This is a genomic window from Pseudodesulfovibrio indicus, assembly GCF_001563225.1.
Lineage (GTDB): Bacteria > Desulfobacterota > Desulfovibrionia > Desulfovibrionales > Desulfovibrionaceae > Pseudodesulfovibrio > Pseudodesulfovibrio indicus.
The window spans coordinates 3,368,619-3,392,677 of sequence record NZ_CP014206.1; the positions used below are offsets into that span (position 1 = coordinate 3,368,619).

Genomic DNA, 24,059 nt, shown 5'->3' on the forward strand with positions numbered 1-24,059 from the left:
CGGCGCGATTCCGTCAGGGGGAAAAGGCTACCAGAGCAGCCCGGAAGAGCCGGAGGTGAGCGTCATGGAGTTCATGCCCTCGGTGGACAGCTTAAGCTCGTCCTCCTCGATCTCCGCCGAACGGACCTTGGCCAGGAAGGTCAGGAAGGTATACTCGCGCTCGTCCTGGGCCGGTCCGCAGGATTTGCGCGTGGAGGCCATGGGGCCGAAGGCGATCTCCCGGCCATCCAGGGTGTAGGTGCCGGTAAAATTGTTGCAGCCGCCGAAACCGGCCACCTTGTCGTCCGCCGTGAACTGGAGGGTCATGGGCGGGTCCACGTCGAACTCGCGGTTGACGATCCGCTCCAGGGTCCAGGTCTTGCCCACCAGGGCCTGCCGGAAGGCGTCTGCGCTCATGGCCGGAGCGGGTTCGTGGGAGCCGCACGCGGCCAGCCCGGTCAGGGCCGCCAGCAGCAGGACGGCGCACCATATCTTTTTCCAATGAATCATGTTCGTCTCCTAGATCAATGAATTCAACATACTGAATAGCAAGACCGGGCCGCCGTTGCAAGGCGCACGAAAAGCCCCCGCCCCGATCATTCGGGACGGGGGCGGAAGCGCCGCTCGGGTGAACCGGGCTAGTCGATGACCGGGCAGGCCTTCAGGGCCTCCTCGATGTCGCGCTGGGGCAGCTCGAAGTTGGTCAGAAGCCCCTGGTTGAAGGCGTCGTAGGAGGCCAGGTCGAGCATGCCGTGGCCGGAGTACAGGAACACGACCACGTCGTCGGGACCGGCGTTCTTGGCCACCTCGATGGCCCCCTTGATGGCGTGGGAGGTTTCCGGGGCGGGCAGGAACCCTTCGGTCTGCATGAACAGCTTGGCCGCCTCGAAGCACTCGGTCTGGAAATAGGCCACCGGGTCGCACAGCCCCTCGGCCACGATGTTGCAGACGATGGGCGCATCGCCGTGATAGCGCAGCCCGCCCGCATGGATGGGCGCGGGCATGAAGTCGTGGCCCAGCGTGTGCATCTTGACCAGCGGGGTCAGCCGGGCCATATCGCCGAAATCATAGCGGTATTCGCCGCGCGTCAGGGTCGGGCACGCCTTGGGCTCCACGGCCACGAACTTGACAGGGTCGCCTGCGAGCTTCTGCGGCAGGAACGGGAGCACCAGGCCGCCGAAGTTGGACCCGCCGCCCACGCAGCCCACCAGATGGGTGGCCTTTTCGCCGACCATCTCCAGCTGCTTCTGGACCTCCAGGCCGGTGATGGTCTGGTGGATGAGCACGTGGTTGAGCACCGAGCCCAGGGCGTACTTGGTGTCGTCATGGGTGGCCGCGTCCTCCACGGCCTCGGAAATGGCCAGCCCCAGCGAGCCCTTGCACTCCGGGTCGCGGGCCAGCATCTCGCGGCCGGTGCGGGTCTGGTCGGACGGCGAGGCGTGGATGGTCCCGCCGTAGGTGTTGATGATCATCTTGCGGTACGGCTTCTGTTCGTAGCTGACCTTGACCATGTAGACCACGCACTCCATGTCGTACTGGGCGCAGGCGAAGGACAGGGCCGTGCCCCACTGGCCCGCGCCGGTCTCGGTGGCCAGCCGTTTCACGCCTTCCATCTTGTTGTAGTAGGCCTGGGGCACCGAGGTGTTGGGCTTGTGGGAACCGGCCGGGGAGACCGACTCGTCCTTGTAGTAGATCTTGCACTTCGCGCCGATGGCCTTTTCCAGCCGGTCGGCCCGCACCAGCGGGGACGGACGCCAGATCTTGTAGACCTCCAGGACCTCCTCCGGGATGTCGATGAACCGCTCCTGGCTCATCTCCTGGGCGATCAGGGAATCGGGAAAGATGGGGGACAGCATGTCCGGGGTGAGCGGCTCCATGGTCGCGGGATTCAGCGGGGGAGCCAGGGGAGTGGGCAGATCCGGCATGGGATTGTACCACTGGGTCGGCATCTGGTCCTGGGGCAAAAAGATTTTCTTAACGGACATGGTGTTCCTCCGAACAGTTGAGCTTGCGGACCGGCACGGTGGAGAGCTTCCCGGCTCCCGCCCCGGCCCCGGCTGGTTGACAAAAAAAACCACTGGCGTTCAATCCAGCGGCTTTCTCCGATTTCCCAACTGCGCGTGGCTGCACCCGCCACCAGGACCGGTGACGGTTTCTTCAGCACGCGCCTAGGAATCGGGCCGCTTGACGTTGCGCCACCCGCGTCCACAAAAGTAATTGTATGAGATGGGTGTGTTCATAAGGGACATGGTTACTCCCGAACCAGTTGAAGAGTCAAGGAATCCTAGTCGGAAAGACCGGCGATGAGCTCGGGCAGGATGTCCCCGGCCATGCCGTGCAGGGCGAAGTCCATGAACCCGGTGGACGGGGTCGGCTCCAGGTTGATCTCCACCGTCACCGCGCCGTGGTCCTTGGCCAGCTGGTAGAAGGACGCGGCGGGCTGGACCAGGCTCGACGTGCCAACGGACAGGAACACGTCCGCCTTGCCCACGGCCTCGATGGCCAACCGGAGGACGCCGGGAACCAGAGGCTCCCCGAACCAGACCACGCCGGGCCGGAGCAGGTGGCCGCAGACCGGGCATTCCGGCATCTCCGGCAGGTCGCCGTGGTCCTCGCGCGCGTGGGAGCAGACCGTGCACCGCACCTGCCACAGGGAGCCGTGCATCTCCAGAATCTTGCGGCTGCCCGCGCGAACGTGCAGCCCGTCCACGTTCTGGGTGATCAGAAGAAAATTCGGAATGGCGCGTTCCAGGGCGGCCAGGGCCAGGTGGGCGGGATTCGGCTCGCATTTGCGGACCAGCTCGCGCCGCCAGTTGTAGAACTCCCAGACCAACTCCGGGTGCGCGGCAAAGGCGTCCGGCCGGGCCAGGTCCTCGGGCCGGTGGGTCCGCCACAGCCCGTCGCGGCCCCGAAAGGTCGGCACCCCGCTCTCGGCAGACACGCCCGCCCCCGTCAGCACCACCACCCGGCGATCGCCGCCTAGCATCGCCTTGACCATCTCCAGATCGCCTATCACCGCATCTCCCGTTCTTCGAAATTATTGCCGCTCCGCCGCAGCCTCAGGTCCCGGGCCGCCTTTGCCCCGGGCGCGCCCTTGCAATCCGGCAGAATAAACGTCATAGTCCGCTACTTCATTACACACAGCCCCGACCACATGCCCGAGGAGGATCCATTGGCTACGAGAACTGTATACTACATCGAAGGTGACGGCATCGGCCCCGAAGTCTGGAAGGCCGGTCGCCCCGTTTTGAACAAGGCCGTCGAGATGGCCTACAACGGGGCCAATACGCTCGACTGGCAGGAACTGCTGGCCGGTGAAAAGGGATTCGCCGAGACCGGCGAACACCTGCCCAAGGCGACCATGGAAGCCCTGGCCGGGGCCGACCTGGCCATGAAAGGCCCCCTCAACACGCCGGTGGGCAAGGGGTTCCGCAGCCTGAACGTCACCCTGCGCCAGGTCTTCGACCTCTACGCCTGCATCCGTCCCATCAAATATTTCAAGGGGATCGAATCCCCGGTCAAGCGCCCGGACCTCGTGGACATGGTCGTGTTCCGCGAGAACACCGAGGACGTCTACGCCGGTATTGAATACCAGTCCGGCTCCCCGGAAGCCAAGAAATTAATCGAGTTTCTCGTGGACGAGCTGGGCGCGAACCTCGACCCCACGGCCTCCGTGGGCATCAAGCCCATCACCCCGGCGGGCTCCAAGCGGCTGGTCAAGAAGGCCATCGACTTCGCCATAGCCGAGGGCAGGCCGTCCGTGACCCTGGTCCACAAGGGCAACATCATGAAGACCACCGAGGGCGGCTTCCGCGCCTGGGGCTACGAGCTGGCCGAGCAGGAATACGCGGGCAAGGTCGTGCGCGAGGGCGAGGACGGGTCCGGCGTGATCATCAAGGACCGCATCGCCGACGCCATGTTCCAGAACGTGCTCATGTACCCGGAACAGTACTCGGTCATCGCCACCACCAACCTGAACGGCGACTACATCTCCGACGCCCTGGCCGCGCAGGTGGGCGGACTCGGCCTGGCCCCCGGCGTGAACATGGGCGACAAGCTCGCCTTCTTCGAGCCGACCCACGGCACCGCCCCGACCATCGCGGGCAAGGACATGGCCAACCCCGGCTCCCTGGTCCTGTCCGGGGCCATGATGCTCGAACACATCGGCTGGCACGAGGCCGCCGCCCTGATCCACGCCTCCGTGGAAAAGACCCTGGCCGCCAAGAAGGTCACCGTGGACCTGGCCGCCCAGATCAACGGCTCCACCCGCGTGGGCTGCCAGGAGTTCGGCGAACTCCTGCTCGCCAACCTCTAGGCCGCACAGCAAACCATCCCCGGCGGGCCGCGATCATCCGATCACGGCCCGCCTTTCTTACGGCTCCCGGCGCACTTTGATCATTCCGTAAAAATGCCGTAACCGAAGAGGGACGGCCCCCTCCTCCCCGTGGACGGCGGCATCAAGTAGCAACTCCAACCGGGACGGTCCGTCATGTTCAGGCAAAGGGAATGGTCTTTCACGGGGACCTCCGGCAAGCAATACCGTTTCGGAATCCACCCCAAAAGCGAAAAGCTGCCCAGCGCTCCGGGCGTCTACATTCTGGCCTATACCCATCCGCGCGGCCACCTGGCCGGCTGGCAGGCCAATCCCCTGCACGTCGGCCACGCCGACGACCTAACCCTGGCCCTGGAAGACGAAGTGCCCCTCGACCACGACCGGACGCCCTTGTGGAACTCGACCTTCGTGCTCCTGGAGTCCGCCCCCTCCGCCAGGCGCGCCTGCGTGCGCGACCTGGAGGGTGCCGCCCCCGCCCTGGCCTGAGCCTGCCTCCCCGTTTTTGCCCGAATAGACGTCCCAATCCGGTTTTATGCCTTGCGAAAACCGCGACTCTCTACTAAATGAAAGCCATGCCTGAACAAGATAAACGCATTCTCGTACTGGGCGTCGGCAACATCCTGTTCACCGACGAGGGATTCGGCGTCCGCGTGGCCGAGGAACTTGAGCAGAAATACGTGTTCTCCGACAACGTCACCGTGCTCGACGGCGGCACCTTGGGCCTCAAGCTCATGGGGCCGATAATGGAGTCCGACTACCTGATCATCGTGGACATCGTGCTCAACGAAGGCACGCCGGGCGAGATCTTCCGCCTCCTGGGCGAGGACCTCAACAAGGCGTGCGCCTTCAAGAACTCCATGCACCAGACCGACCTGCTCGACACCCTCGCCCAGTGCAGCATCATCGGAAACGTGCCGGACGACGTGATCCTCTACGGCATCGAGCCGATCAACTACAAGGACATGTCCGCCGCCCTGTCTCCGGAGCTCGAAGCCCGGCTGCCGGAGATGGAGAAACTGATCCTCGAGGAAGTGACCGCAGCAGGCGGCACCTACTCCCCCAGGACCGACGAGAACCCCGCAACGGAGAGAATCTATGTGCCTCGCGATACCTGCCGAAATTCTTGAGATCACCGACGGCGTCGCCACCTGCAAGGTCGGCGAAGGCAATACCACCGTCCAGGCGTCCATCATGCTCATGGACGAAGAGGTCGCCATCGGCGACTACATCATCATCCACGCCGGATTCGCCCTGCGCAAACTCGACCCCAAGGAAGCACAGGAAACCCTCAAGATCCTGCGCGACATGGTCGAACTGCTGGGCGGCGAAAACTACCAGCACGAAATGCTCTAACCCGCCCCGCTTGGATGAATCAACAAAGGCCGGGACGCCATGCGTCCCGGCCTTTGTTGCCTCCGGCGGCCAGGGGGAAAGGGGAGAGGGGGAACCCTTTGGAAAGGGTTCCCCCTCTCCCCTTTCCCCCTGGACCCCCTATCCCCTCTCTCCCTCCCAAACTTTTTGGGTCGCTGCGCGAGGTTGGGACTGACAAGGGTAAACGGTTTCCTCCCCCCCAGCCTCCATCCCCCGACACTAGCCCCCGCGTCCGCACACACCTGCCGAAGACACCCAAAAAGTTTGGGAGGGTCCAGGGATCCCTTTCCAAAGGGTTCCCTGGCGGGGTCCGGGGCAGCGCCCCGGCCGCCGGAGGCTTCCGGTCGGTTATCGTTGTTTCTTGCCGGGCAGGAAGGAGGTGCGGAGGAAGCTGGGGCTGGCGAAGGCGAAGGGGTTTCTGACCACGAGGTCGGGGAGGATGTGGTACCAGCGGTAGCCGAGGCTGCGGAAGTAGGCGCGGGCCTGATCGAGGTGGCCGGTTTCCCGGGCGGCGTGCAGGGCGGCGTCGCGTTGGCAGCGGGAGCGGGCCAGGGGCTTGAGGATGCGTTCGCTGAATCCGTATTTGAGGAACATGGACCGGATGCGCCGGTATTCGCGGTGCCGGGACACGCCGTCGGCCATGGCGAAGAAGGCGACCACGAGCCAGCACAGCCCCCACCAGCCGAGGGCGGCGGCCTGGGCCGCGTTGCCCGCCGACCACTGGGCGACCCCGGCCCCCTTGAGTCCGAAGGCCAGCAGCAGCGATGCCGTCCCGGTCATGTACGGCCACGGCGCGGCCTTCACATAGCGCACGGCCCCGCGCATCATCCCGCCTTGTTCCATCACATGCATGCTCCCCCCGTAGCCCACCATCCCCCGCCAGGTCAAACATTCCCTCCGCCGCAAAGAACGCGACGCCCCACGGGCCGAGCCTCCAAACGCCTTGAACGGCGCAGCCATCCAACAGCGGCCCCGCGCCCTGCGTGTTCACCCCGAACTACCGCCCCACCCGACGCCGCAAGCGCCTCGGATGGCAAAGCCATAGGACAGCGGCCCCGCGACCGGCACATCTACCCCCAACAACCGCCCTCTACCGGCCACCGCAAGCGCCTTGGATGGCACCGCCATCCAACAGCGGGCAACCCCCTCCCCCGGTACAGCGGCCCGACTCCCCGCCACCGCCACCCCCTCGCGCACGCACGCAGCGAGGCTTCGCAGAGTGGGTCAGCCGTGCATTTGCCGAGGGGGGCTTTGACCGCAGCGTACACCCGGTACGTGAGGATCAAAGCCCCCCTCGGGAAATGTGCGGATGGCCCGCTATCCGAAGCCGACACCACAGGCGCAAGCGCAAAAAAAGAGGCCCGGCATAAGCCGGGCCTCAGTTTTTTGCGCGTTCGCGCCTGTGCGATTACAGGACGCGGAACTTCTTGACGTTACCGGTCTTGTTGTCGATGACGTGCACGCCGCAGGCGATGCAGGGGTCATAGGAGTGAACGGTACGCAGGATCTCGACCGGGCGTTCCGGATCGGCGATCGGGGTGTTGTCGAGCAGCGCCTCTTCGGTCGGGCCGGGGACGTTGTTGTCGCAGCGCGGGCCGAGGTTCCAGGTGGACGGAACGACCAGCTGGAAGTTGTCGATCTTGCCGCCCTTGATGCTCATCCAGTGGCTCAGGCCGCCGCGAGGAGCGTTGACGAAACCGACACCCTGTGCTTCGGCGGGCATGTCCCAATCCTTGCAGATGTCGAGGTCGCCCTTGGCGATGTTTTCCTTGAGGTCGTTGACCATCTCTTCCGTTTTCAGGCAGGTGATCAGGCACTCGATACCGCGGGCGCCGGTGCGGCCCAGGGTGGAGAACAGGGCCTCGGGGCCCACTTCCAGCTTGCCGAGGACGAAGTTGACGTACTTCACGAACTCGGGCTGGCCCAGGCCGTAGTTCACCAGGCAGGTGGCCAGGGGGCCGACCTCGGTGGCTTTGCCGTCGTAGCGGGGAGCCTTCATCCAGGAGTACTTGGTCTTGTCGTCCAGGGAGGTGTACATGGGATCGGTGACGCCGGCGTAGGGATGTTTCGGGGAATCATCCTTGTACCAGGAGTGCTTCACGTGCTCTTCGATCTTGGTCGGGTCGAAGGCCTGAACGTTCTTGATGTCACGGTTGAAGATGACACCGGGCTTGATGTAGCGGGAGTTCAGGTCGGCTTCGCCGCCCGGGGCGGGGTATTCGCCGAAGCTCATGAAGTTGGTGGTGCCGCCGATGGAGGCCCAATCCTTGTAGTAGCTGGCAACGGCGATCAGGTCCGGGATGTAGCAATCAAGGATGAAGTCCTTGATTTCGGCGTACAGGCCCAGGAAGTCGTTGATGTACTTGTCGGTGAGGCCTTCGTAGCAGGTCACGCCGCCCATGACGGTGAACTGGGTGTGCGGGTTTTTCGCACCCCAGACGGCCATGGCGCGGGCGGCTTTGACCTGCAGGTGCAGGGCGTTCAGGTAGTGGTTGGTGGCCAACAGGTTCACTTCGGGCGGCAGGACGTAAGCCGGATGGCCGCCGAGGAAGTACGCGTTGGTGAAGATGCCGAGACGACCGGAGTCGACGATGCCCTTGACGGTGTCCTTGGTCTTCTGAAGCTCTTCCTTGGTGGAAACGATCTTCGGATCCTGGCGGACGGTCTTGGCCACGGCCTGGGCGATTTCAGCGGTCTTGCTGACATCGGCGGACAGGCAGGCGGAGACATCGACGAAGTCCAGAGCGTGCAGGTGATAGAAGTGCACGATATGGTCATGCATGAACTGCGCGGCCATCACCAAGTTACGGATGATGGTGGCGTTGTGGGGCAGTTCCTTGTCCACGCCGACGGCATTGTCGACGCAGCGGATGGAAGCGAGCGCGTGCACGTAGGTGCAGACGCCGCAGGAGCGCTGGGTGAAGTGCTGGGCATCGCGGGGATCACGGCCTTTCAGGATGATCTCCAGACCGCGGAACAGCTGGGAGCTGCTGCGGACGTCAACGATTTTGCCATCTTCGACCACAGCCTCAATGCGCAGGTGACCTTCGATCCTGGTGACCGGATCAACTACGACGTCGTGTTTCCCGTGCGCCATCGGGGCGGCTTTAGGGGAGCAACCGGACATATTGTATCCTCCTTGAGAATTCTGATTCTGTCTGCGTTAGTTGTACGAAACCTGTAGCGACCGCCTGCTAGAGGCTGGTGAGGTCGGCGTACATGTAGGTTTCGCCATCCCAATCAGCACCATCCCAGAAATCGGGCTGCGAGCAGCCGATGCAGGGATGACCGGCCTGGACGGGCCAGTTGTACTGGTTGAACTTGACAGTGGGGCAGTTGTTGAAGGTCTCGGGACCACGACAACCGAGCTTACGCAGACACCAGCCCTTGCGAGCTTCTTCGGAACCGAAGGAAGGAGCGAATTCGTCCATGTCGAAGTGCTTCTGCCTCGGGCAGTTGTCGTGCACGGTCTCGCCGTAGAAGGGAACCGGACGGCCGACATCGTCGAGCTCGGGGAGGCCCTTGGTGAGGAAGTGCACGATGGTGCCGACCAGAGAGAACGGGTTCGGCGGGCAGCCGGGCACGTTGATGATCGCCTTGCCGGGGAACAGTTCGCCGATGCCCTTGGCAGCGGTCGGGTTCGGTGCGGCCTTCTGGACGCCACCGTAGGAAGCGCAGGTGCCGTACGTGATGGTCGCGGCAGCGGCGTTGACAACCTTGGTGGTGGTGTCGAGCATGGTGTGGCCGCCGACCTTGCCGTACGCGCCGGGCTCGTTGGCGGTACCGGCCGGAGCAGTGGGGACGCCACCTTCGATGACGGCAACGAAATTGCCGGCGTTGACGGTATCCCACAGAGCCTTCTCTGCGGCATGACCCGCTGCTGCCATGATGGTCTCATGGTAGTTCAGCGAGATGTAGTCCAGGATGAGCGCATCGATGTAAGGCTCGACCGTCCTCAGGATGGACTCGGAACAACCCGTACACTCTGCGTTGTGCAGCCACACGACATCGGGCCTCTTGTCATCGGTGAGGGCTTCGGCGACTTTCGGAGCGAAAGCCGGACCCATGCCCATCACTGCGGCCACGGTTCCGCAGAACTTCATGAAATCACGACGGGACACGCCGCGTTTTTCCAGCCGTTCCACGGCTCCTTCCTTGCCATGACCTACGGAAAATTTCATAGAACACCTCCGTAATAAAATGAGTCTGTTATGACTTGAGAACACCGTTATCCTCAGCATAACCGTCGGGCACACGCCCGAACTCGGACCTAAACCGTCTCCTTGTCACGAATAATAAAAGCGTGACACGATTAACATTCTTTTTCCGAGTTCGTGCTATAACCCCCGGAAAAATTAATTAACAACGTCGTAGCGCGCTTTACAAACAAAATCAATAGGCAACTTTAAAAAACTTTCAAGCGAATCGGCAAACTAGGCGCCTTGCCGAGAACAAGTGAAAAAAAGCGCCTATGCCGTCGCGCCCCTTTTCGGCCCTGTCGGGGCCGGGCGGGGTTTTGCGGAACCGGGCCCGGCCCGGACGCCGCCGGGCCGGATGCGGATGCCGCCCAAAGAACCACATAAATAATTGATTCGCTCCCCATCAAGCGTGTATCGAATTAGACTGAAAATGGTCCGCGCTCCCCTTTCGCGCGGAAGGCCGGAAAAAGTCCGAGGCGCGGCGCGGGCCGCCGACAGATCGGGGATAACGCACTTTCAGGTGGCAACAATGCATCGCATCTTCGACGCACGCAACGAACCGGGTCGCGGGACCTCCCTCCAGCCCGGCGCACGGCGGGCAGCACGGAGCGCGTCGTGAGCGGCCGCCCCGAACCGAAAGACGGATCCGTCGGCACCCCCTTGCTGGCCAGGCTTCTCGACACCAAATCGGTGGTCGCCAAGTTTCTCATCCGGCTGCTGGCCCCCCTGCTCACCTGCATCCTCATCCTGCTCCTGGCCATCGGCCACTTCACCCGCACGGATATGATGGACGGCATAGACAACGACGTCGAGGCCTTTGCCTCCTCCATAAGCCGGGTGGTGGACGGATTGATGTGGAATCTCCAGACCGAGGAGATGGTCAGCGCCCTGGGGGCGATCTCGGCCAATTCCGCCCTGCTCGGAGCCGAAATATTCACCGAGAAGGGGAAGCTCTTCATCTCCTACGGCATCACCCCCGAAGACCGCATTCCCGGGCTGCTCACCGTGACGCGCGACATCTACCGGAGGCTGCCCGACGGCGGGCGGGTGGAGATGGGCACGCTCAAGGTCCACTACACCCACGCCTTCGCCGACAAGGAGTTCCGCAGCCTCTTCGCGATGCAGACGATGATGATCCTGGGGGTCATCGCGACCATCCTGAGCATCGCCAGCTTCACCTTCAACCGGACCGTAAGCCGTCCCCTGCGCAAGCTGCTGACCGCCATCCACGAGACCGGCCGGACCGGCGCCTGGACGCGGGTGGACTGGGAGAGCGACGACGAGATAGGCGAGGTCATCCACGCCCACAACGCCATGCTGGACCTCCTCGGCGCCAAGGAGGAGGACCTGGCCGAGAGCGAGCGGCGCTACCGCCATCTCTTCGACAACGCCCTGGTGGGCATCTACCACGTGGACGCCGACGGCATCGTCACCGAGGCCAACCAGACCGTGGCCCAGCTCATGGGCTATTCCTCGATGGAAAGGGCGGGCCGGATCAACGCCCGCAACCACTACGCGCGCCCAAAAGACATGGAGCGGCTGCGCGCCATCCTGACCAGCCAGGGCGAGGTCTTCCGCTTCCGCACCCGGCTCCGGCGCGTGGACGGGTCCGAGTTCTGGGCCGAACTTTCGGGCAGGCTGAACGCGGACGGATCGTTTAACGGCATCCTCCAGGACGTCACCGACCTGGTGGAGGCCCGGCACGCGCTGGAGGAGCGCGACGAGCTGCACCGGGCCTTCTTCGAGGAGAACAAGGCGGTCATGCTGCTCCACGATCCCGTGGATTCCTCGATCCAGTTCGTCAACCCGGCCGCCTGCCAATTTTACGGCTACACCGCCGAAGAGCTGACCTCCATGACCATCCGCCAGCTGGACTGCATGACCGACGAGGAGATTTACCGGGAGCTCAAACTGGCCGCCGAGGAGCACCGGGGGTATTTCAAGCACCTCCACACCCAGAAGGACGGCACCCGGCGGCACGTGGAGGTCTTCACCGGGCCGATCTCCCTGGGCAACCGCCAGCTCTATTACTCCATCGTCCACGACGTGACCGAGAAGCGCCGCCTGGAGGCCAAGCTGGAGCGCATGGCCACCCGCGACCAGCTGACCGGGGCCTACAACCGCCACGCCTTTTTCCAGATGTCCCGGCGCGAGGTGGAGCGCGCCCGGCGGTTCGGCCATCCTCTGGCCCTGCTCATGTTCGACCTCGACCACTTCAAGCAGGTCAACGACACCTACGGCCACGCCACCGGGGACGAGGTGCTGCGCGTCTTCGCCCTGCGCTGCCGTGCGGACCTGCGCCAGAGCGACATCTTCGCCCGGCTGGGCGGAGAGGAGTTCGCCGCCCTGCTGGTGGAGACCGGGGCGGAACAGGCGGAGGAAGCGGCCGAACGCATCCGCCAGCTGGCCCTGGCCCAGCCCATCCCCACCGAATCGGGCCCGCTGATCGTGACCGCCTCCATCGGCATCGCCAGCCTGGAGGGCGAGGAGTCCGTGGCCGACCTGCTCAAGCGGGCGGACATGGGGCTGTACGAGGCCAAGCAGGCCGGGCGCAATACGGTGCGGAAGGCATGAGCGGAGATTCCCTCTTGGTCATGCCCCGCCGATCTGGTATGAAACGTCCATAGAAAATCCCGGAGAGGAGCGCCATGACCATCGTCACCCAGCAGACAGTCCAGATGAAGCAGGTATCGCGCGGCAACTACCTGATGCGCAACGTGCTCAAGCACAATGTGGTCTTCAACGAGGGCAGCAAGGGCGACGCGGCCTACATCCTGACCGAGGGCAAGATCGAGATTTCCGGCAACATCGAGGGGCACAAGAAGGTCTTCGCCATCCTCAAGCCCATCTCCATCTTCGGCGAGATGGCCCTGTTCCTGGACGAGGGCGTGCGCACCGCCACGGCCATCGCCCTGGAGGACTCCAAGGTCATCGTGGTCACCAAGGAGGACCTTGAGGAGTTCATGCGCGAATCGCCCAAGGTCATCGCCTCCATCATCACCGTGCTGGTCAGCCGCCTCAAGACCACCACCCGGAAGGCCATGCGCGTCCCCTCCATAGGACTCGGCGTGGTCCGCATCCTCGATCTCTTTTCCACCTGCGGCAAGCTGGAGCTGAAATACGACCCGACCGTCAAGACCCTGTCCGAGACCTTCGTGACCACCCCGGAAAAGATCGAACAGTACATCCTCGGCCTGGCCGACCAGGGGCTGCTGGCCATCGGCAGGGACCCCGGCGACGTTCGCATCATCCGCATCCGCGAGCGGGACATGCTCAACGCGGTCATGCAGAAAAAGGACTGATTCCCTTGGACCGGTTTTCCAACACCGAGCTGCGCACCGAGCGCTGCATCCTGCGGCCGTGGCGCAACGCGGACATCCCCCTGATCCCACCCCTGGCGGACACCCGCGACATCTCCTGGAACACCTCGTTCCGCTTCCCCAACCCCTATGACGAAAAAGCCGCGCAACGCATGGTCGAATGGAGCCGGGACGGGGCCGGGGTGAACGTCTGGCAGTTCGCCCTGGTCGCGGGCGGCGAGTTGGCGGGCGGCATCGGGACCACCCGCAACAGCGACGTGGAGACCCACACCGCCAACGTGGGCTACTGGCTGGGCACCCGGTTCTGGGGCAAGGGACTGGCCTCCGAGGCCTTGGCCGAACTGGTCCGGTACATGCGCGAGGAGACCGATGTCGAACAGCTCACCGCCACCAGCTTCGGCTGGAACCCGGGGTCTCGGCGGGTGCTGGAGAAATGCGGCTTCTCCCTGGAGGGCGTGCGCAAGGGCGTGGTCAGGAAATGGGGCCGGACAACGGACCTGTGGATATACGGGCAAGTGCTGAAAACGGAACGGCCCGCCGCCCTGGACTAGTCCAGGGCCACCAGCTCCAGGTCGCCCCAGGCGGCCACCTTCGCGTCATACTGGGCAAAGACTCCTTGCAGCCCCTCGGCGGCCAGCTCCCTGGCGCGTCGGAGGACCCGGTCCATGTCCGCCTCGGAGTCGAGCAGGTTGGCCAGGGCCGTGGCCGCGGCGTCCGCGAACCGGGCGTCCTCGGCGCGCACGGCCACCAGGTCGCCGGAGCCGAGGCTCAGGGAATGGCCGATGGTCCCGCTGGACGCGCACAGGGCCACGGGAAAGGCGTTCTCCTCCAGCCGCAGGCCGATGGCCGCCCCGGAGCCGGGATCGGCCAGGAGGGCCACCACCCGCTCGCGGGTGGACCGCAGGTAGGTGTCGCCGCCGTTCTCCACCAGGATGTTCGGGCTGCGGTCCGCGAACGCATCGCCCACGGCCTGGGCCACGGCTCCGGCCACGGCGGCCATGGGGCCGACCCCGCACTTCGCCGCCGCCTCGGCCATGGCCCGGACCACGTCCGGCGCGGTGTCCGGAACCGGGACCGGGACCAGGCTCTCGGCGAACTCCGGGTGGAAGAGAATCCAGTTCTTGATCTCGCCCCGGACCCTGGCCACATAGGCGGCGACCTCGTCGCGCAGGTCGAGCTCGGCCACGACGAGCAGGTCGGTCTGCTCCACCCCCACCTGGAACCGGACCTCGCCCTCGCGCGCCCGGACCATGCGCCGGTAGCCGCGCTCGGCGGACAGGTGCCGCCCGCCCATCAGCGGGCCTCCACGGCGGATGTTCCAAACTCGGAACACATACGGAACACGTTTGCGAACACCTTTTCCACACTCTCTCCGGTTTGGAACATCTTGCGAACAGGTTGCGAACATTTCCTTCCACAGAGGCCCGCGCTCGGCGCGTCCGACCCCCGTGGAGGAAACGCGCGGGGAACTAGAAGCCGAGATCCTCGTTGATCAGGATGATCTTGATGCGCCCCTGGGGAAAGGACTTCTCGGTGATCGTCCAGACGTTGCAGATGCGCTGGGGCGAGGAGCAGTCCATGCAGTAGCCGGTCTTGACGCACGGGGTCTTCATGTTCAGGCGCATGGTGTTGACCGGGGCGCAGTACTCCTTGATCCGCTCCATGGCCCGTTGCAGGTCGGGCACGAGCTTGTTGCGGCCCACCAGCAGAACCACGTTCCGGGGACCGAAGGTGATGGCCCCGCCGCGGTTGCCGAACATGTCGAGATTGACCAGTTGGCCGTCGCGGGTGATCGCGTTGGTCCCGGCGAAGAAACAGTCCACGAGCAGGGCCTGGCGGCGCAGCTCGTACTTGGCTTCGGGGGACAGGGAGTCGTCCCAGGTGTCCAGGACCTCGTACTCGCCGCTGGCGCGCAGGTCGTCCACCACGCCGGACGCGGCCAGGGTGCCGGACCCGCCGAAGGACACGGTCCGGGGCTTGAGTGCAGGCAGGATCTCGTCGGCCACCATGGCGCGGGCCTGATCCAGGGTGTCGGCCCGGTACACGTCGAATCCGTTGTCCGCCAGCCGTTCGGCCACTTCGTCCAGGCCGAGCTTCCAATAGTTGTCAATGGGCTTGTCCATGTTGTCTCCGTACTATATGTATGTATTATGCCGATCGTAAAAATGGTGATTTTTTTGCTCGCCAATCGGTGAAAAAGCTTGTAGCAGAAAACCCTCCCGGCCGGAAGCGGGATGCGCGGAATCACCCGCATTTTACGCTTGACGCTCGCCGGGACAGCGGTTATATGCTTCCGTTCGACGCAACTTCTAGCAAAATTTCACTCTCAGGAGATATTAGATATGAAACGCACTTACCAGCCCAGCAAATGCCGCCGCAAGAGAACCCACGGTTTCCTGGTGCGCTCCCGCACCAAAAACGGTCGCAAGGTGCTCGCACGTCGCCGCGCCAAAGGGCGTAAGAGATTAGCCGTCTAGCTTGGAACAAGGAGCGCCGACTGCTCCACAGCCCTGAATTCACAGCTTGTTACGAGCAGGGCAAGAAGCAATTCACCCGAAGTTTCATCCTGTTCATCCTCAAGCGCAGCGACCCGTCCGGCGGACTCCGCCTGGGCCTGACCGTGAGTAAGAAGATGGGGCATGCAGTGGCGCGCAACCGTATAAAGAGGGTGGTGCGCGAGTTCTTTCGGCTGCATCAATTTGATTTTGAATTGCCTCTGGATGTCGTCGTTGTTCCGAAGCGGAACCTTGAGGCCAAGCAGCTGACCCTCGCTCTCGCCACAGAAGAGTTCACCCCGCTTTTCCACCGTTTACGTGAGGAAGCGGCGGCCTCTTAGAGAGGAAATGATGCGCTCAATATTCCTGGCGCTCATTTGGTTTTATCAAAAACTCGTCTCCCCCTTGCTGCCGTCGGCGTGCAGGTTCCATCCGTCGTGCTCGGAGTACGCGAAGGAAGCCTACACGCTCCACGGCGCGTTCAAGGGGAGCCTTCTTACGCTTTGGCGTCTCCTTCGTTGCCAGCCACTTTGCCGCGGGGGCTTTGACCCCGTCCCGGCCGTTTGGCCCGATCCCCAAACCAAAGCGAGAATCATTCCATGGAGAAGAAGGAGCAAGTCCGCCTTGTAATCGCCCTGGTCCTGAGCTTTATCGTCATCTTCGGATGGCAGTATCTCACGGGCCCCTCGGCGGAAGAAAAGGCTGAAATGGCCCGAAAGGCCGCTGAGGCCGAACAGAAAACGGCCGCTCTCACCCAGCAGGCCGAAAGCGCGGCTCAGGCCGCTGCGGAGTCCGCTCCCGCCACCGATTTCATCCCCACCGCCGGGACCAAGGTCACGGTGGACACCCCGCTTTACACCGCCGTGTTCAATTCCCAGGGCGGCGTGCTCGAAAGCTTCGTCCTCAAGAAGTACCGCGAGACCATCGAGAAGGACTCCCCCCTGGTCGACCTGGTGGGCGATAAAGCCTTCCCCAAGGGACCCCTGGGCCTGATCCTGACCATGGGCGGCAAGGAGTTCCACACCTGGAAGCGCGGCGAGTGGGCCTTCTCCGGCACCGATCTCACCCTGGGCGCGACCGACGGAACCAAGACCCTGACCTTCACCGGCCAGTCCGGCGGTTTCCGCATCGAGCGGGTGCTGACCTTCCACTCCGACTCCTATCTCATAGAGGAGTCCGCCACGGTCACCAACCAGACCGGCACCGGCATGGAAGGCGCGCTCTCCTTCACCGCGGCGGCCAAGTCCATGTCCGCCGAGGACGACCGCTACAACCCGACCAAGATCGCCTACCTGACCAAGGACAAGCGCGAGGAGATGTCCGACCGCGACGACCTGAAGGAGGAAGGCCTCTCCGCCCCCGCCGATCTCAAGTGGGGCGCCATCGAATCCAACTACTTCCTGTTCGCCGTCCTGCCCGGCAACGAGAGCGGCTCCCTGTCCGCCGGCGTCCAGGACGACATCTTCCGCATGGCCGTGAGCGAGGAAGCGACCTTCCTGCCCAACGTGGCCAAGACCCTGACCGCCTCCTATTTCATCGGTTCCACCGACCGCGAAATGCTGGCCAAGATGCCCAACGACCTGGCCGATGCCGTGAACTTCGGCTGGTTCGACTTCCTGGCCAAACCCCTGCTGGTGGGCCTGAACTTCTTCTACGGCTTCGTGGGCAACTACGGCGTGGCCATCATCATCCTGACCATCATCATCAAGCTGGTCTTCTGGCCCCTGTCCCAGAAGAGCTACGGGTCCATGGAACAGATGAAGAAGCTCCAGCCCATGGTCGCCAAGCTGCGCGAGAAGTACGGCGACGACAAACAGCGGCTGAACCAGGAGACCATGGCCCTGTACAAGACGTACAAGGTCAATCCCATGGGCGGCTGTCTGCCCATGGTGGTGCAGATCCCCGTCTTCTTCGGCCTGTACAAGGCCCTGCTCGGCGCGGTCGAGCTGCGGCACGCGCCGTTCATCGCGCACCTGCCGTTCACCGACCTGCCCTGGCTGGCCGACCTGTCCGCCAAGGACCCCTATTACATCTCGCCGATCATCATGGGCGCGTCCATGTTCCTGCAGCAGAAGATGACCCCCAGCGCGGGCGATCCCACGCAGCAGAAGATCATGCTCATCATGCCCCTGGTCTTCACCTTCATGTTCCTGCAGTTCCCGTCCGGCCTGGTCATCTACTGGCTGTTCAACAACCTCCTGTCCATCGGACAGCAGTTGATGATCGCCCGCAAGTCCAAGGCCAAGGCAGCCGCCACAAACGACTAACGCCGCCGGGGGCGCGTTTCGCCCCGGACCGATAAAGGACACGAGTATGAACGACTTCAAGGAATTCCAGGGCAAAGACCTGGACGAAGCCATCGAAAGCGCCTGCGATTACTTCAATCTGCAGCGCGACCGCCTGGAAATAGAAATCCTGGCCGGAGGGTCCTCCGGCATCTTCGGCATCATGGGCGTGAAGAAGGCGCGCGTGCAGGCCCGTCCCCGCGCCCAGGTCAATGCCTCCGACATCCTCAACGGCAAGGAGGAGAAGCCCGCCCGCAAGCCGCGCGAGCAGAAGCCCAAGCGCGAATCCAAGCCCAAGGTCGAGGAAGCGACGGCGGCCCCGGTAGAGGCCGAGATCGAGGAAGAATACGAGGAGGACCTGGACCGCCAGCCCTCCTTCGACGACGCGCCCGCGGAAGAGGAGCCCAACGGCAACCTCATCGTGGAAGAGGTCTACAACGACGTCAACGGCAACGTGGACCGTCCCGAACCCGCCGAGGAAGCGCCCAAGTCCGCCCGCAAGCCCCGCGACAAGAAGCCCCGCCCGCCCAAGGCCGAAAAGAAGCCCCGCGAGCGCAAGCCCCGTGACAAGAAACCCCGCGAACCGCGTGAACCGCGCGAGGTCGTCGAGGAGCGCGAGGAACGTCCGCGCGCCGACATGTCCGAGTTCGACCCCGTCCTGCTCGAGAACACCGTCAGCGAGGTCATGACCACCATCCTGACTCCCATTGTGGGCGAGACCACCCTGGAGATCACCCTGGAGTCCGACCGCGTCAAGGTGTTCATCAACGACGAGGAGAACTCCGGCCTGATCATCGGCCGCGAGGGCCAGACCCTCTCCTCCATCCAGTACCTGGTCAACCGCCTCGTCTCCCGCAAGATGGAAGGCTCGGTGCGCATCCAGGTGGACACCGGCGACTACCGCGAGCGGCAGGACGACAAGCTCCGCCAGATCGCCTGGCACCTGGCCGAGAAGGCCGACAGCCTGGGCCGGACCCAGTCCACCAAGCCCCTGTCCTCCTATCACCGCCGGGTCATCCATCTGGCGCTTCAGGAAAACGAAACCGTGTTCACCCGCTCCAAGGGCGACGGCCCCATGAAGCGCGTGCTCATCGTGCCCAAGAGCCGCAAGAACGGCGGTCGCTCCCGCTACTAGCGGAGGACGGCTTCCGAAAACCTGACGAATTCAAGAAGGGCCGCTCTGCGAGCGGCCCTTTTTTCGTGGGAAACTGTTTTGCCAACCGGCCAAAGCTCCTGTAAGAAATAGCCATGCTCGATCCCCGTTCAGCCAAGGACACCATTGCGGCCATAGCCACCCCGCCCGGAGACGGCGGCGTGGGCATCATCCGCATCAGCGGCAGCCGCGCGCGCGACATCGCCCACGCCGTATTCTGTGCCGCCTCCCCCGCCTTCGACGACTTCGAACCGTACCGGCTGCACTACGGCCACATCCAGGACCCGGACGGCGTGGAGCTGGACGACGTGCTCTGCGCGTTCATGCCCGGCCCCCGGTCCTACACCGGCGAGGACGTGGCCGAGATCAACTGCCACGGCGGCCGGGCCGTACTCGCGGCGGTGCTCCAGGAGACCCTGCGCCACGGCGCGCGCCTGGCCGAGCGCGGCGAATTCACCTACCGCGCCTTCATGAACGGCCGCCTGGACCTGTCCCAGGCCGAGGCCGTGGCCGAGATGATCCACGCCCCCACCCGCGCGGCCATGCACCTGGCCCAGGTCAAGCTCTCCGGCCTGCTCGGGCTGAAGATCGCGGACCTGCGCACCAGCCTTGAGGCGCTGCGCGCCCAGATGGCCGTGGCCGTGGACTTCCCGGAGGAGGAGCTGGAATGCCTCTCCCCTGAAGAGCTCATCCAGACCGTGAACGCGGTGCGCAAGGAGATCAAGCTCCTGCTCTGCGCCGTGGACCGCACCAGGGCCTGGCGCGAAGGCGCGCTGGTGGTCCTGGCCGGGCGGGTCAACGCGGGCAAGTCGAGCCTGATGAACGGGCTGCTGGGCCGCAACCGGGCCATCGTCACCGACCAGCCCGGCACCACCCGCGACTACCTGGAAGAGACCCTGAATCTCGACGGGCTGGCCGTCCGGCTGGCCGACACCGCGGGCATTCGGGCCACGGACGACGCCGTGGAGGCCGCGGGCCTGGCCAAGGGCCGCGAGCTCATGGACCAGGCGGACCTGGTGGTCGTGCTCTGCGACGGCACCACCCCGCCCGACGACGAGATCCTGGCCACCGCGCGCGACCTGGACCCCAAAAAAACACTGGCCGTGCTGAACAAGACGGACCTCCCCGGCTTCAGCCTCGCCCACGGCGAACCGTTCGCCGAGCTGGGCCTTCGGACCGCCGGGGTCTCGGCCAAGACCGGCCAGGGGCTGCCCCAGCTCTGCGCCATGATCCGCGAGCAGGTGCTGCACGGCGCGGGCCAGCCGGACACCGACGTGATCGCGCCCAACGCCCGGCAGGCCGCCATGCTGGCCGAGGCCGACGCCGAACTGGCCGGGCTGGCCGAAGACGCCCTCGCCCAGGTCCCCTACGACCTCCTGAGCGTCCGGCTGGAAACCGCCTGCAACGCCCTGGCCTCCATCACCGGCGAGATCGCCCCCGCCGACGTTCTCAACTCCATCTTCGACTCCTTCTGCATAGGAAAATAGCATGACGACCGAGACCAACGAATCCGCCGAGACCACCGAAACCGCCCCCATCGACGTCCAGCACGTGACCTGCGGCCTGGTGCCGCTGATGCAGACCCACCTCGGCGGCACCGAGCCGGAGATCGACACCGTCTCCTTCAAGGTCCGCCAGGGCATCCAGACCGAGCTGTGGAACTCCTTCGGCACGGGCAGCGAATGGCGGCTGCTGGAGATCACCTCGGACCTCTTCTTCGACCTGGCGACCTTTGTCCGCGTGGAGCAGTCCGAGCTGGACCCCCTGGGATTGATGGATTTCTAGCAGGATCGTCACCGCCGGTTCACCGGCCCGTCACCACCGCGGTATATATTCCTCCTCCAAATAGGCGCACCAACGCCGCAACAGGAGGAAGGAATGAGACGACTGCTTTTCGGCGCGCTGTGCACCCTGTGCACCCTGGTCATGGCCAACGCCGCCCACGCCCTTGAACTGACCCCGGTCGGGACTTACGCTTCCGGCATCTTCGACGAATCCGCCGCCGAGATCGTGGACTACGACGCCCAAGGCAAGCAGGTCTACGTGATCAACGCCCACAAGAACGTGGTGGACGTCCTGGACGTGACCGACCCGGCCAAGCCGGTCCGCACGACCAGCTTCGACTTTTCCGCATACGGCAAGGGGGCCAACTCCGTGGCCTGCCGCAACGGCATGATCGCCGTAGCCGTGGAGGCCGATCCCAAACAGAACCCCGGCGCGGTGGTGGTCGTGGACCGCACCGGCAGGACCCTGGCCGCCTTCCGCGTGGGCGCCCTGCCCGACATGGTCACCTTCTCGCCCGACGGCCGGTACATCCTGGCCGCCTGCGAAGGCGAGCCGAACAAGGACTACACCAACGACCCCGAGGGCACGGTCAACGTCATCGACATCTCCGGCGGCCTGGACAAGGCGGTCAACCACAGCGTGAAGTTCACCGCCTACAACCCCTTCAAGGCCCATCTCAAGGCGCAGGGCGTGCGCATTTCCCACCCCGGCTCCACCGTGGCCCAGGACATCGAACCGGAATACATCGCCGTGTCCCCGGACTCCAAGCTGGCCTTCGTGGCCCTGCAGGAAAACAACAGCGTGGCGGTCATCGACCTTGAAAAGGCCGAGGTCACCAAGATCCTGGCCCTGGGCCTCAAGGACTGGTCCAAGCTGGTCATGGACGCCAGCGACAAGGACAAGGCAGTGAATCTCAAGTCCTGGCCGGTCCGCTCCGCCTACATGCCCGACGGCATCTCCGCCTTCGCCATGGACGGCCGCAACTACTTCATCACCGCCAACGAGGGCGACTCCCGCGAGTACGGCGACTATTCCGACGAGCTGCGCTTCGCCAAGGCCAAGCTCGATCCCAAGGCGCTGCCCGGCGCGGACAGGCTCCAGGACGACAAGGCGCTCGGCCGGTTGAAGACCATCCCCGACCTGTCCGACATGGACGGCGACGGCGACTACGACCGCATCGTGGCCTTCGGCGGCCGCTCCTTCACCATCTGGGACGAGGACGGCAACCGGGTCTTCGACTCCGGCGACATGTTCGAGCGCATCCTGGCCCGCTACCACGCCGACTGGTTCAACACCACCAGCGACGAGAACAAGTTCGACAACCGCTCGGACGACAAGGGATGCGAACCTGAGTCCGCCGTGATCGGCGTCATCGACGGCCGGACCTACGTCTTCGTCGGACTGGAGCGGATGGGCGGGATCATGGTCTTCGACATCACCGACCTGCGCGCGCGCCGCCTTCGTCACCTACCGGCTGGACCGCGACTTCTCCGGCGACCCGAAAAAGGGCTCGGCGGGCGATCTCGGCCCCGAGGGCGTCCGCTTCGTGCCCGCCGCCGAGAGTCACACCGGGACGAATCTGCTCATCGTGGGCAACGAGGTCTCCGGGACGACCACCATCTACACCGTGCGGTAGCCCGCTCTGTGGCGGACGGAAAAAGCCCCCGCCGGTCCTCGACCGGCGGGGGCTTCGCGCTCAAGAGGGCCAGGCGTCGCCCGAAGGCGGTCCTGCATCGCCGTCGTCCGGAGTCAGCCAGCGCAGGACCAGGTAGCCGAGCAGGCCGGAGACCAGGGACGCGAAGAGAATGGCGATCTTGGCCAGGGCGATCAGAGCGGGGGCCTCGGAAAAGGCCAGGTTGCCGATGAAAATGGACATGGTGAACCCCACGCCCGCGAGGCAGGCCGCGCCCCACAGGTGGACCAGGGTGGTCCGGCTCGGGAAATCCGCCAGGCCGAGCTTGTGGACCAGCCAGCACGCGCCGGTGACGCCCACCTGCTTGCCGACCACCAGGCCGAGGAACACGCCCAGGGAGACCGGGGTGAGCAGCTCGGCGAAGACGTCCGCCCGGAGCGGAACGCCCGCGTTGGCCAGGGCGAAGACCGGCATGATGAAGAAGGAGACCCACGGGTGCAGGGCGTGCTCGATGTTCTGCAACGGGGTGGTGGCCGCCTCGTAGGCGTGCTCCAGGGAGTGCAGGGCCATCTGCTGCTCCTTGTTGGTCAGCACGCTCTTGCCCGGGGTGATGGCCATCTCGAAGACCTCGGCCGCGCCGCGCAGCTCCTCCACGAAGGTGGAGCAGTTCATGCGCGTGCCCGCCGGGATGGTCATGGCAGCGAGCACGCCCGCGATGGTGGCGTGGATGCCGGACAGCAGGAAGGCGAACCAGACCACCACGCCCAGCACCAGGTACGGGATGGAGTGGCGGATGCCCCAGCGCAGGTTGAGCACGGCCATGAGCCCCAGCACCGCCAGCCCGGTGAACAGAGCCGCGAGGTTGAGGGAAGTGGTGTAGAACACGGCGATGACCAGGATGGCGCCGATATCGTCCACGATGGCCACGGCGGTCAGGAAAATCTTGAGGCCCACCGGAACCCGCCGCCCCAGCAGCGACATGATGCCCAGGGCGAAGGCGATGTCCGTGGCCATGGGGATGCCCCACCCGGCCGCCGACTCCTGGCCCGCGTTCAGGGTGAAGTAGATCAGCGCGGGCACGGCCATGCCGCCCACGGCGGCGGCCACGGGCATGATGGTCTGGCTGGGGGTGGACAGCCCGCCCACCAGGAGCTCGCGCTTGATCTCCAGCCCGACCACGAAGAAGAAGATGGCCATCAGCCCGTCGTTGATCCACAGCAGCGCGGGCTTGGAAAGCACCCAGCCCCCCGCGCCCACGGTCAGCTTGGTCTGCCACAGCGCGTCGTAGGAAGCGGCCCAGGGCGAGTTGGCCCAGGTCAGGGCGGCGATGGTGCAGGCCATCAGGGCCAGGCCGCCGGCGGCCTCCATCTTGAAAAACTTGTCAAAGGAACTGAGCAGGTAGTGAATGGGAAAATCTCTGCTTTTGGGGACTGACATTCGCCTCTCCTGTTGCGGTCTCACTGCCGACACTATACCCGCATTTTCGCCAAGGGCAACCGCCCGATA

23 protein-coding genes and 1 pseudogene are annotated in these 24,059 nt (G+C 64.6%); 15 read left to right on the plus strand and 9 right to left on the minus strand.

Going from position 1 to position 24,059, the window contains the following annotated elements; genetic code table 11:
• Positions 1–27: 27 nt before the first annotated feature.
• From AWY79_RS15410 to AWY79_RS15420, 3 genes are all read right to left on the minus strand, one after another.
• Positions 28–489: an META domain-containing protein gene (locus tag AWY79_RS15410; RefSeq protein WP_066805910.1), complete on the minus strand. Its 462-nt coding sequence runs from the start codon at positions 487–489 to the stop codon at positions 28–30.
• Positions 490–617: 128 nt separating this feature from the next.
• Positions 618–1,964: a TrpB-like pyridoxal phosphate-dependent enzyme gene (locus AWY79_RS15415; RefSeq protein ID WP_066805912.1), complete on the minus strand. Its 1,347-nt coding sequence runs from the start codon at positions 1,962–1,964 to the stop codon at positions 618–620.
• Positions 1,965–2,263: 299 nt separating this feature from the next.
• On the minus strand, positions 2,264–2,995 hold the full coding sequence (locus tag AWY79_RS15420; protein ID WP_199533824.1) for an SIR2 family NAD-dependent protein deacylase: 732 nt from the start codon (positions 2,993–2,995) through the stop codon (positions 2,264–2,266).
• Between the two features lie 156 nt (positions 2,996–3,151).
• Here AWY79_RS15420 and icd point away from each other — a divergent pair, with 156 nt between their 5' ends.
• The 4 genes from icd to AWY79_RS15440 all read left to right on the plus strand — a co-directional run bounded on the left by icd (position 3,152) and on the right by AWY79_RS15440 (position 5,665).
• Positions 3,152–4,294 carry an NADP-dependent isocitrate dehydrogenase gene (gene icd, locus AWY79_RS15425; RefSeq protein WP_199533825.1) on the plus strand — a complete coding sequence of 381 codons (1,143 nt, stop codon included), beginning with the start codon at positions 3,152–3,154 and terminating at the stop codon, positions 4,292–4,294.
• 174 nt (positions 4,295–4,468) lie between these two features.
• The gene (locus tag AWY79_RS15430; RefSeq protein WP_066805922.1) at positions 4,469–4,798 is read left to right on the plus strand and encodes a hypothetical protein; all 330 of its coding nucleotides are present in this window, start codon (positions 4,469–4,471) and stop codon (positions 4,796–4,798) included.
• A gap of 86 nt (positions 4,799–4,884) precedes the next feature.
• The gene (locus tag AWY79_RS15435; RefSeq protein WP_066805924.1) at positions 4,885–5,439 is read left to right on the plus strand and encodes a HyaD/HybD family hydrogenase maturation endopeptidase; all 555 of its coding nucleotides are present in this window, start codon (positions 4,885–4,887) and stop codon (positions 5,437–5,439) included.
• Positions 5,408–5,665: a HypC/HybG/HupF family hydrogenase formation chaperone gene (locus tag AWY79_RS15440; protein ID WP_066805926.1), complete on the plus strand. Its 258-nt coding sequence runs from the start codon at positions 5,408–5,410 to the stop codon at positions 5,663–5,665. The genes AWY79_RS15435 and AWY79_RS15440 overlap by 32 nt, the downstream gene beginning before the upstream one ends.
• A 366-nt stretch (positions 5,666–6,031) precedes the next feature.
• Here AWY79_RS15440 and AWY79_RS15445 read toward each other — a convergent pair whose 3' ends face one another.
• The 3 genes from AWY79_RS15445 to AWY79_RS15455 all read right to left on the minus strand — a co-directional run bounded on the left by AWY79_RS15445 (position 6,032) and on the right by AWY79_RS15455 (position 9,864).
• The gene (locus tag AWY79_RS15445; protein WP_233491057.1) at positions 6,032–6,526 is read right to left on the minus strand and encodes an RNA-binding protein; all 495 of its coding nucleotides are present in this window, start codon (positions 6,524–6,526) and stop codon (positions 6,032–6,034) included.
• A 565-nt stretch (positions 6,527–7,091) separates the two neighbouring features.
• On the minus strand, positions 7,092–8,810 hold the full coding sequence (locus AWY79_RS15450; RefSeq protein ID WP_066805930.1) for a nickel-dependent hydrogenase large subunit: 1,719 nt from the start codon (positions 8,808–8,810) through the stop codon (positions 7,092–7,094).
• Positions 8,811–8,877: 67 nt separating this feature from the next.
• Complete coding sequence (locus tag AWY79_RS15455) at positions 8,878–9,864, minus strand: hydrogenase small subunit (protein ID WP_066805932.1); 987 nt, start codon at positions 9,862–9,864, stop codon at positions 8,878–8,880.
• Positions 9,865–10,497: 633 nt separating this feature from the next.
• On the opposite strand from AWY79_RS15455, the gene AWY79_RS15460 reads away from it, so the two are divergent.
• The 3 genes from AWY79_RS15460 to AWY79_RS15470 all read left to right on the plus strand — a co-directional run bounded on the left by AWY79_RS15460 (position 10,498) and on the right by AWY79_RS15470 (position 13,753).
• On the plus strand, positions 10,498–12,456 hold the full coding sequence (locus AWY79_RS15460) for a diguanylate cyclase (RefSeq protein WP_066805934.1): 1,959 nt from the start codon (positions 10,498–10,500) through the stop codon (positions 12,454–12,456).
• A gap of 74 nt (positions 12,457–12,530) precedes the next feature.
• Positions 12,531–13,184: a Crp/Fnr family transcriptional regulator gene (locus AWY79_RS15465; protein ID WP_066805936.1), complete on the plus strand. Its 654-nt coding sequence runs from the start codon at positions 12,531–12,533 to the stop codon at positions 13,182–13,184.
• 5 nt (positions 13,185–13,189) lie between these two features.
• Entirely contained in the window at positions 13,190–13,753 is a 564-nt protein-coding gene (locus AWY79_RS15470) for a GNAT family N-acetyltransferase (RefSeq protein ID WP_158509900.1), read from the plus strand.
• On the opposite strand, the gene AWY79_RS15475 is transcribed toward AWY79_RS15470, so the two are convergent.
• Positions 13,750–14,496 carry a UPF0280 family protein gene (locus AWY79_RS15475; protein WP_066805938.1) on the minus strand — a complete coding sequence of 249 codons (747 nt, stop codon included), beginning with the start codon at positions 14,494–14,496 and terminating at the stop codon, positions 13,750–13,752. The two genes, AWY79_RS15470 and AWY79_RS15475, sit on opposite strands and share 4 nt — an antisense overlap.
• Positions 14,497–14,671: 175 nt before the next feature.
• Positions 14,672–15,325 carry a lactate utilization protein gene (locus AWY79_RS15480; protein ID WP_066805940.1) on the minus strand — a complete coding sequence of 218 codons (654 nt, stop codon included), beginning with the start codon at positions 15,323–15,325 and terminating at the stop codon, positions 14,672–14,674.
• A gap of 219 nt (positions 15,326–15,544) precedes the next feature.
• Between AWY79_RS15480 and rpmH the strand changes: the two genes are divergently transcribed.
• The 8 genes and pseudogenes from rpmH to AWY79_RS19445 all read left to right on the plus strand — a co-directional run.
• Positions 15,545–15,679, plus strand: coding sequence for a 50S ribosomal protein L34 (rpmH, locus tag AWY79_RS18425; protein WP_071546398.1), 135 nt, complete (start codon positions 15,545–15,547; stop codon positions 15,677–15,679).
• Positions 15,667–16,038 carry a ribonuclease P protein component gene (rnpA, locus tag AWY79_RS18430; protein ID WP_078063810.1) on the plus strand — a complete coding sequence of 124 codons (372 nt, stop codon included), beginning with the start codon at positions 15,667–15,669 and terminating at the stop codon, positions 16,036–16,038. Before rpmH ends, rnpA begins: the two co-directional genes overlap by 13 nt.
• 10 nt (positions 16,039–16,048) lie before the next feature.
• Entirely contained in the window at positions 16,049–16,327 is a 279-nt protein-coding gene (gene yidD, locus AWY79_RS18435) for a membrane protein insertion efficiency factor YidD (RefSeq protein ID WP_208322050.1), read from the plus strand.
• On the plus strand, positions 16,297–17,964 hold the full coding sequence (yidC, locus tag AWY79_RS15490; protein WP_066805944.1) for a membrane protein insertase YidC: 1,668 nt from the start codon (positions 16,297–16,299) through the stop codon (positions 17,962–17,964). The genes yidD and yidC overlap by 31 nt, the downstream gene beginning before the upstream one ends.
• Before the next feature lie 46 nt (positions 17,965–18,010).
• Positions 18,011–19,117, plus strand: a complete 1,107-nt coding sequence (locus AWY79_RS15495; protein WP_066805946.1) for a Jag family protein — start codon at positions 18,011–18,013, stop codon at positions 19,115–19,117.
• Positions 19,118–19,230: 113 nt separating this feature from the next.
• Entirely contained in the window at positions 19,231–20,622 is a 1,392-nt protein-coding gene (mnmE, locus tag AWY79_RS15500; protein ID WP_066805948.1) for a tRNA uridine-5-carboxymethylaminomethyl(34) synthesis GTPase MnmE, read from the plus strand.
• Position 20,623: 1 nt separating this feature from the next.
• Positions 20,624–20,920, plus strand: coding sequence for a hypothetical protein (locus AWY79_RS15505; RefSeq protein WP_066805950.1), 297 nt, complete (start codon positions 20,624–20,626; stop codon positions 20,918–20,920).
• 141 nt (positions 20,921–21,061) lie between these two features.
• Positions 21,062–22,360, plus strand: a pseudogene (locus tag AWY79_RS19445) (choice-of-anchor I family protein); the annotation flags it as partial.
• A gap of 256 nt (positions 22,361–22,616) precedes the next feature.
• On the opposite strand, the gene nhaA reads toward AWY79_RS19445, so the two are convergent.
• Entirely contained in the window at positions 22,617–23,990 is a 1,374-nt protein-coding gene (gene nhaA / locus AWY79_RS15510; RefSeq protein ID WP_066805952.1) for a Na+/H+ antiporter NhaA, read from the minus strand.
• Between the last annotated feature and the right edge of the window lie 69 nt (positions 23,991–24,059).

What these genes read in the sequence shown, in the direction of transcription:
- AWY79_RS15445 (WP_233491057.1), bottom strand. Translation starts at nt 6,526, where the DNA reads ATGGAACAAGGCGGGATGATGCGCGGGGCCGTGCGCTATGTGAAGGCC.
- AWY79_RS15440 (WP_066805926.1), top strand. Translation starts at nt 5,408, where the DNA reads ATGTGCCTCGCGATACCTGCCGAAATTCTTGAGATCACCGACGGCGTC.
- AWY79_RS15450 (WP_066805930.1), bottom strand. Translation starts at nt 8,810, where the DNA reads ATGTCCGGTTGCTCCCCTAAAGCCGCCCCGATGGCGCACGGGAAACAC.
- yidC (WP_066805944.1), top strand. Translation starts at nt 16,297, where the DNA reads ATGGAGAAGAAGGAGCAAGTCCGCCTTGTAATCGCCCTGGTCCTGAGC.
- yidD (WP_208322050.1), top strand. Translation starts at nt 16,049, where the DNA reads ATGCGCTCAATATTCCTGGCGCTCATTTGGTTTTATCAAAAACTCGTC.
- AWY79_RS15415 (WP_066805912.1), bottom strand. Translation starts at nt 1,964, where the DNA reads ATGTCCGTTAAGAAAATCTTTTTGCCCCAGGACCAGATGCCGACCCAG.
- AWY79_RS15475 (WP_066805938.1), bottom strand. Translation starts at nt 14,496, where the DNA reads ATGGGCGGGCGGCACCTGTCCGCCGAGCGCGGCTACCGGCGCATGGTC.
- AWY79_RS15495 (WP_066805946.1), top strand. Translation starts at nt 18,011, where the DNA reads ATGAACGACTTCAAGGAATTCCAGGGCAAAGACCTGGACGAAGCCATC.
- rpmH (WP_071546398.1), top strand. Translation starts at nt 15,545, where the DNA reads ATGAAACGCACTTACCAGCCCAGCAAATGCCGCCGCAAGAGAACCCAC.
- AWY79_RS15505 (WP_066805950.1), top strand. Translation starts at nt 20,624, where the DNA reads ATGACGACCGAGACCAACGAATCCGCCGAGACCACCGAAACCGCCCCC.
- AWY79_RS15430 (WP_066805922.1), top strand. Translation starts at nt 4,469, where the DNA reads ATGTTCAGGCAAAGGGAATGGTCTTTCACGGGGACCTCCGGCAAGCAA.
- AWY79_RS15435 (WP_066805924.1), top strand. Translation starts at nt 4,885, where the DNA reads ATGCCTGAACAAGATAAACGCATTCTCGTACTGGGCGTCGGCAACATC.
- nhaA (WP_066805952.1), bottom strand. Translation starts at nt 23,990, where the DNA reads ATGTCAGTCCCCAAAAGCAGAGATTTTCCCATTCACTACCTGCTCAGT.
- AWY79_RS15455 (WP_066805932.1), bottom strand. Translation starts at nt 9,864, where the DNA reads ATGAAATTTTCCGTAGGTCATGGCAAGGAAGGAGCCGTGGAACGGCTG.
- mnmE (WP_066805948.1), top strand. Translation starts at nt 19,231, where the DNA reads ATGCTCGATCCCCGTTCAGCCAAGGACACCATTGCGGCCATAGCCACC.
- AWY79_RS15480 (WP_066805940.1), bottom strand. Translation starts at nt 15,325, where the DNA reads ATGGACAAGCCCATTGACAACTATTGGAAGCTCGGCCTGGACGAAGTG.
- AWY79_RS15410 (WP_066805910.1), bottom strand. Translation starts at nt 489, where the DNA reads ATGATTCATTGGAAAAAGATATGGTGCGCCGTCCTGCTGCTGGCGGCC.
- AWY79_RS15465 (WP_066805936.1), top strand. Translation starts at nt 12,531, where the DNA reads ATGACCATCGTCACCCAGCAGACAGTCCAGATGAAGCAGGTATCGCGC.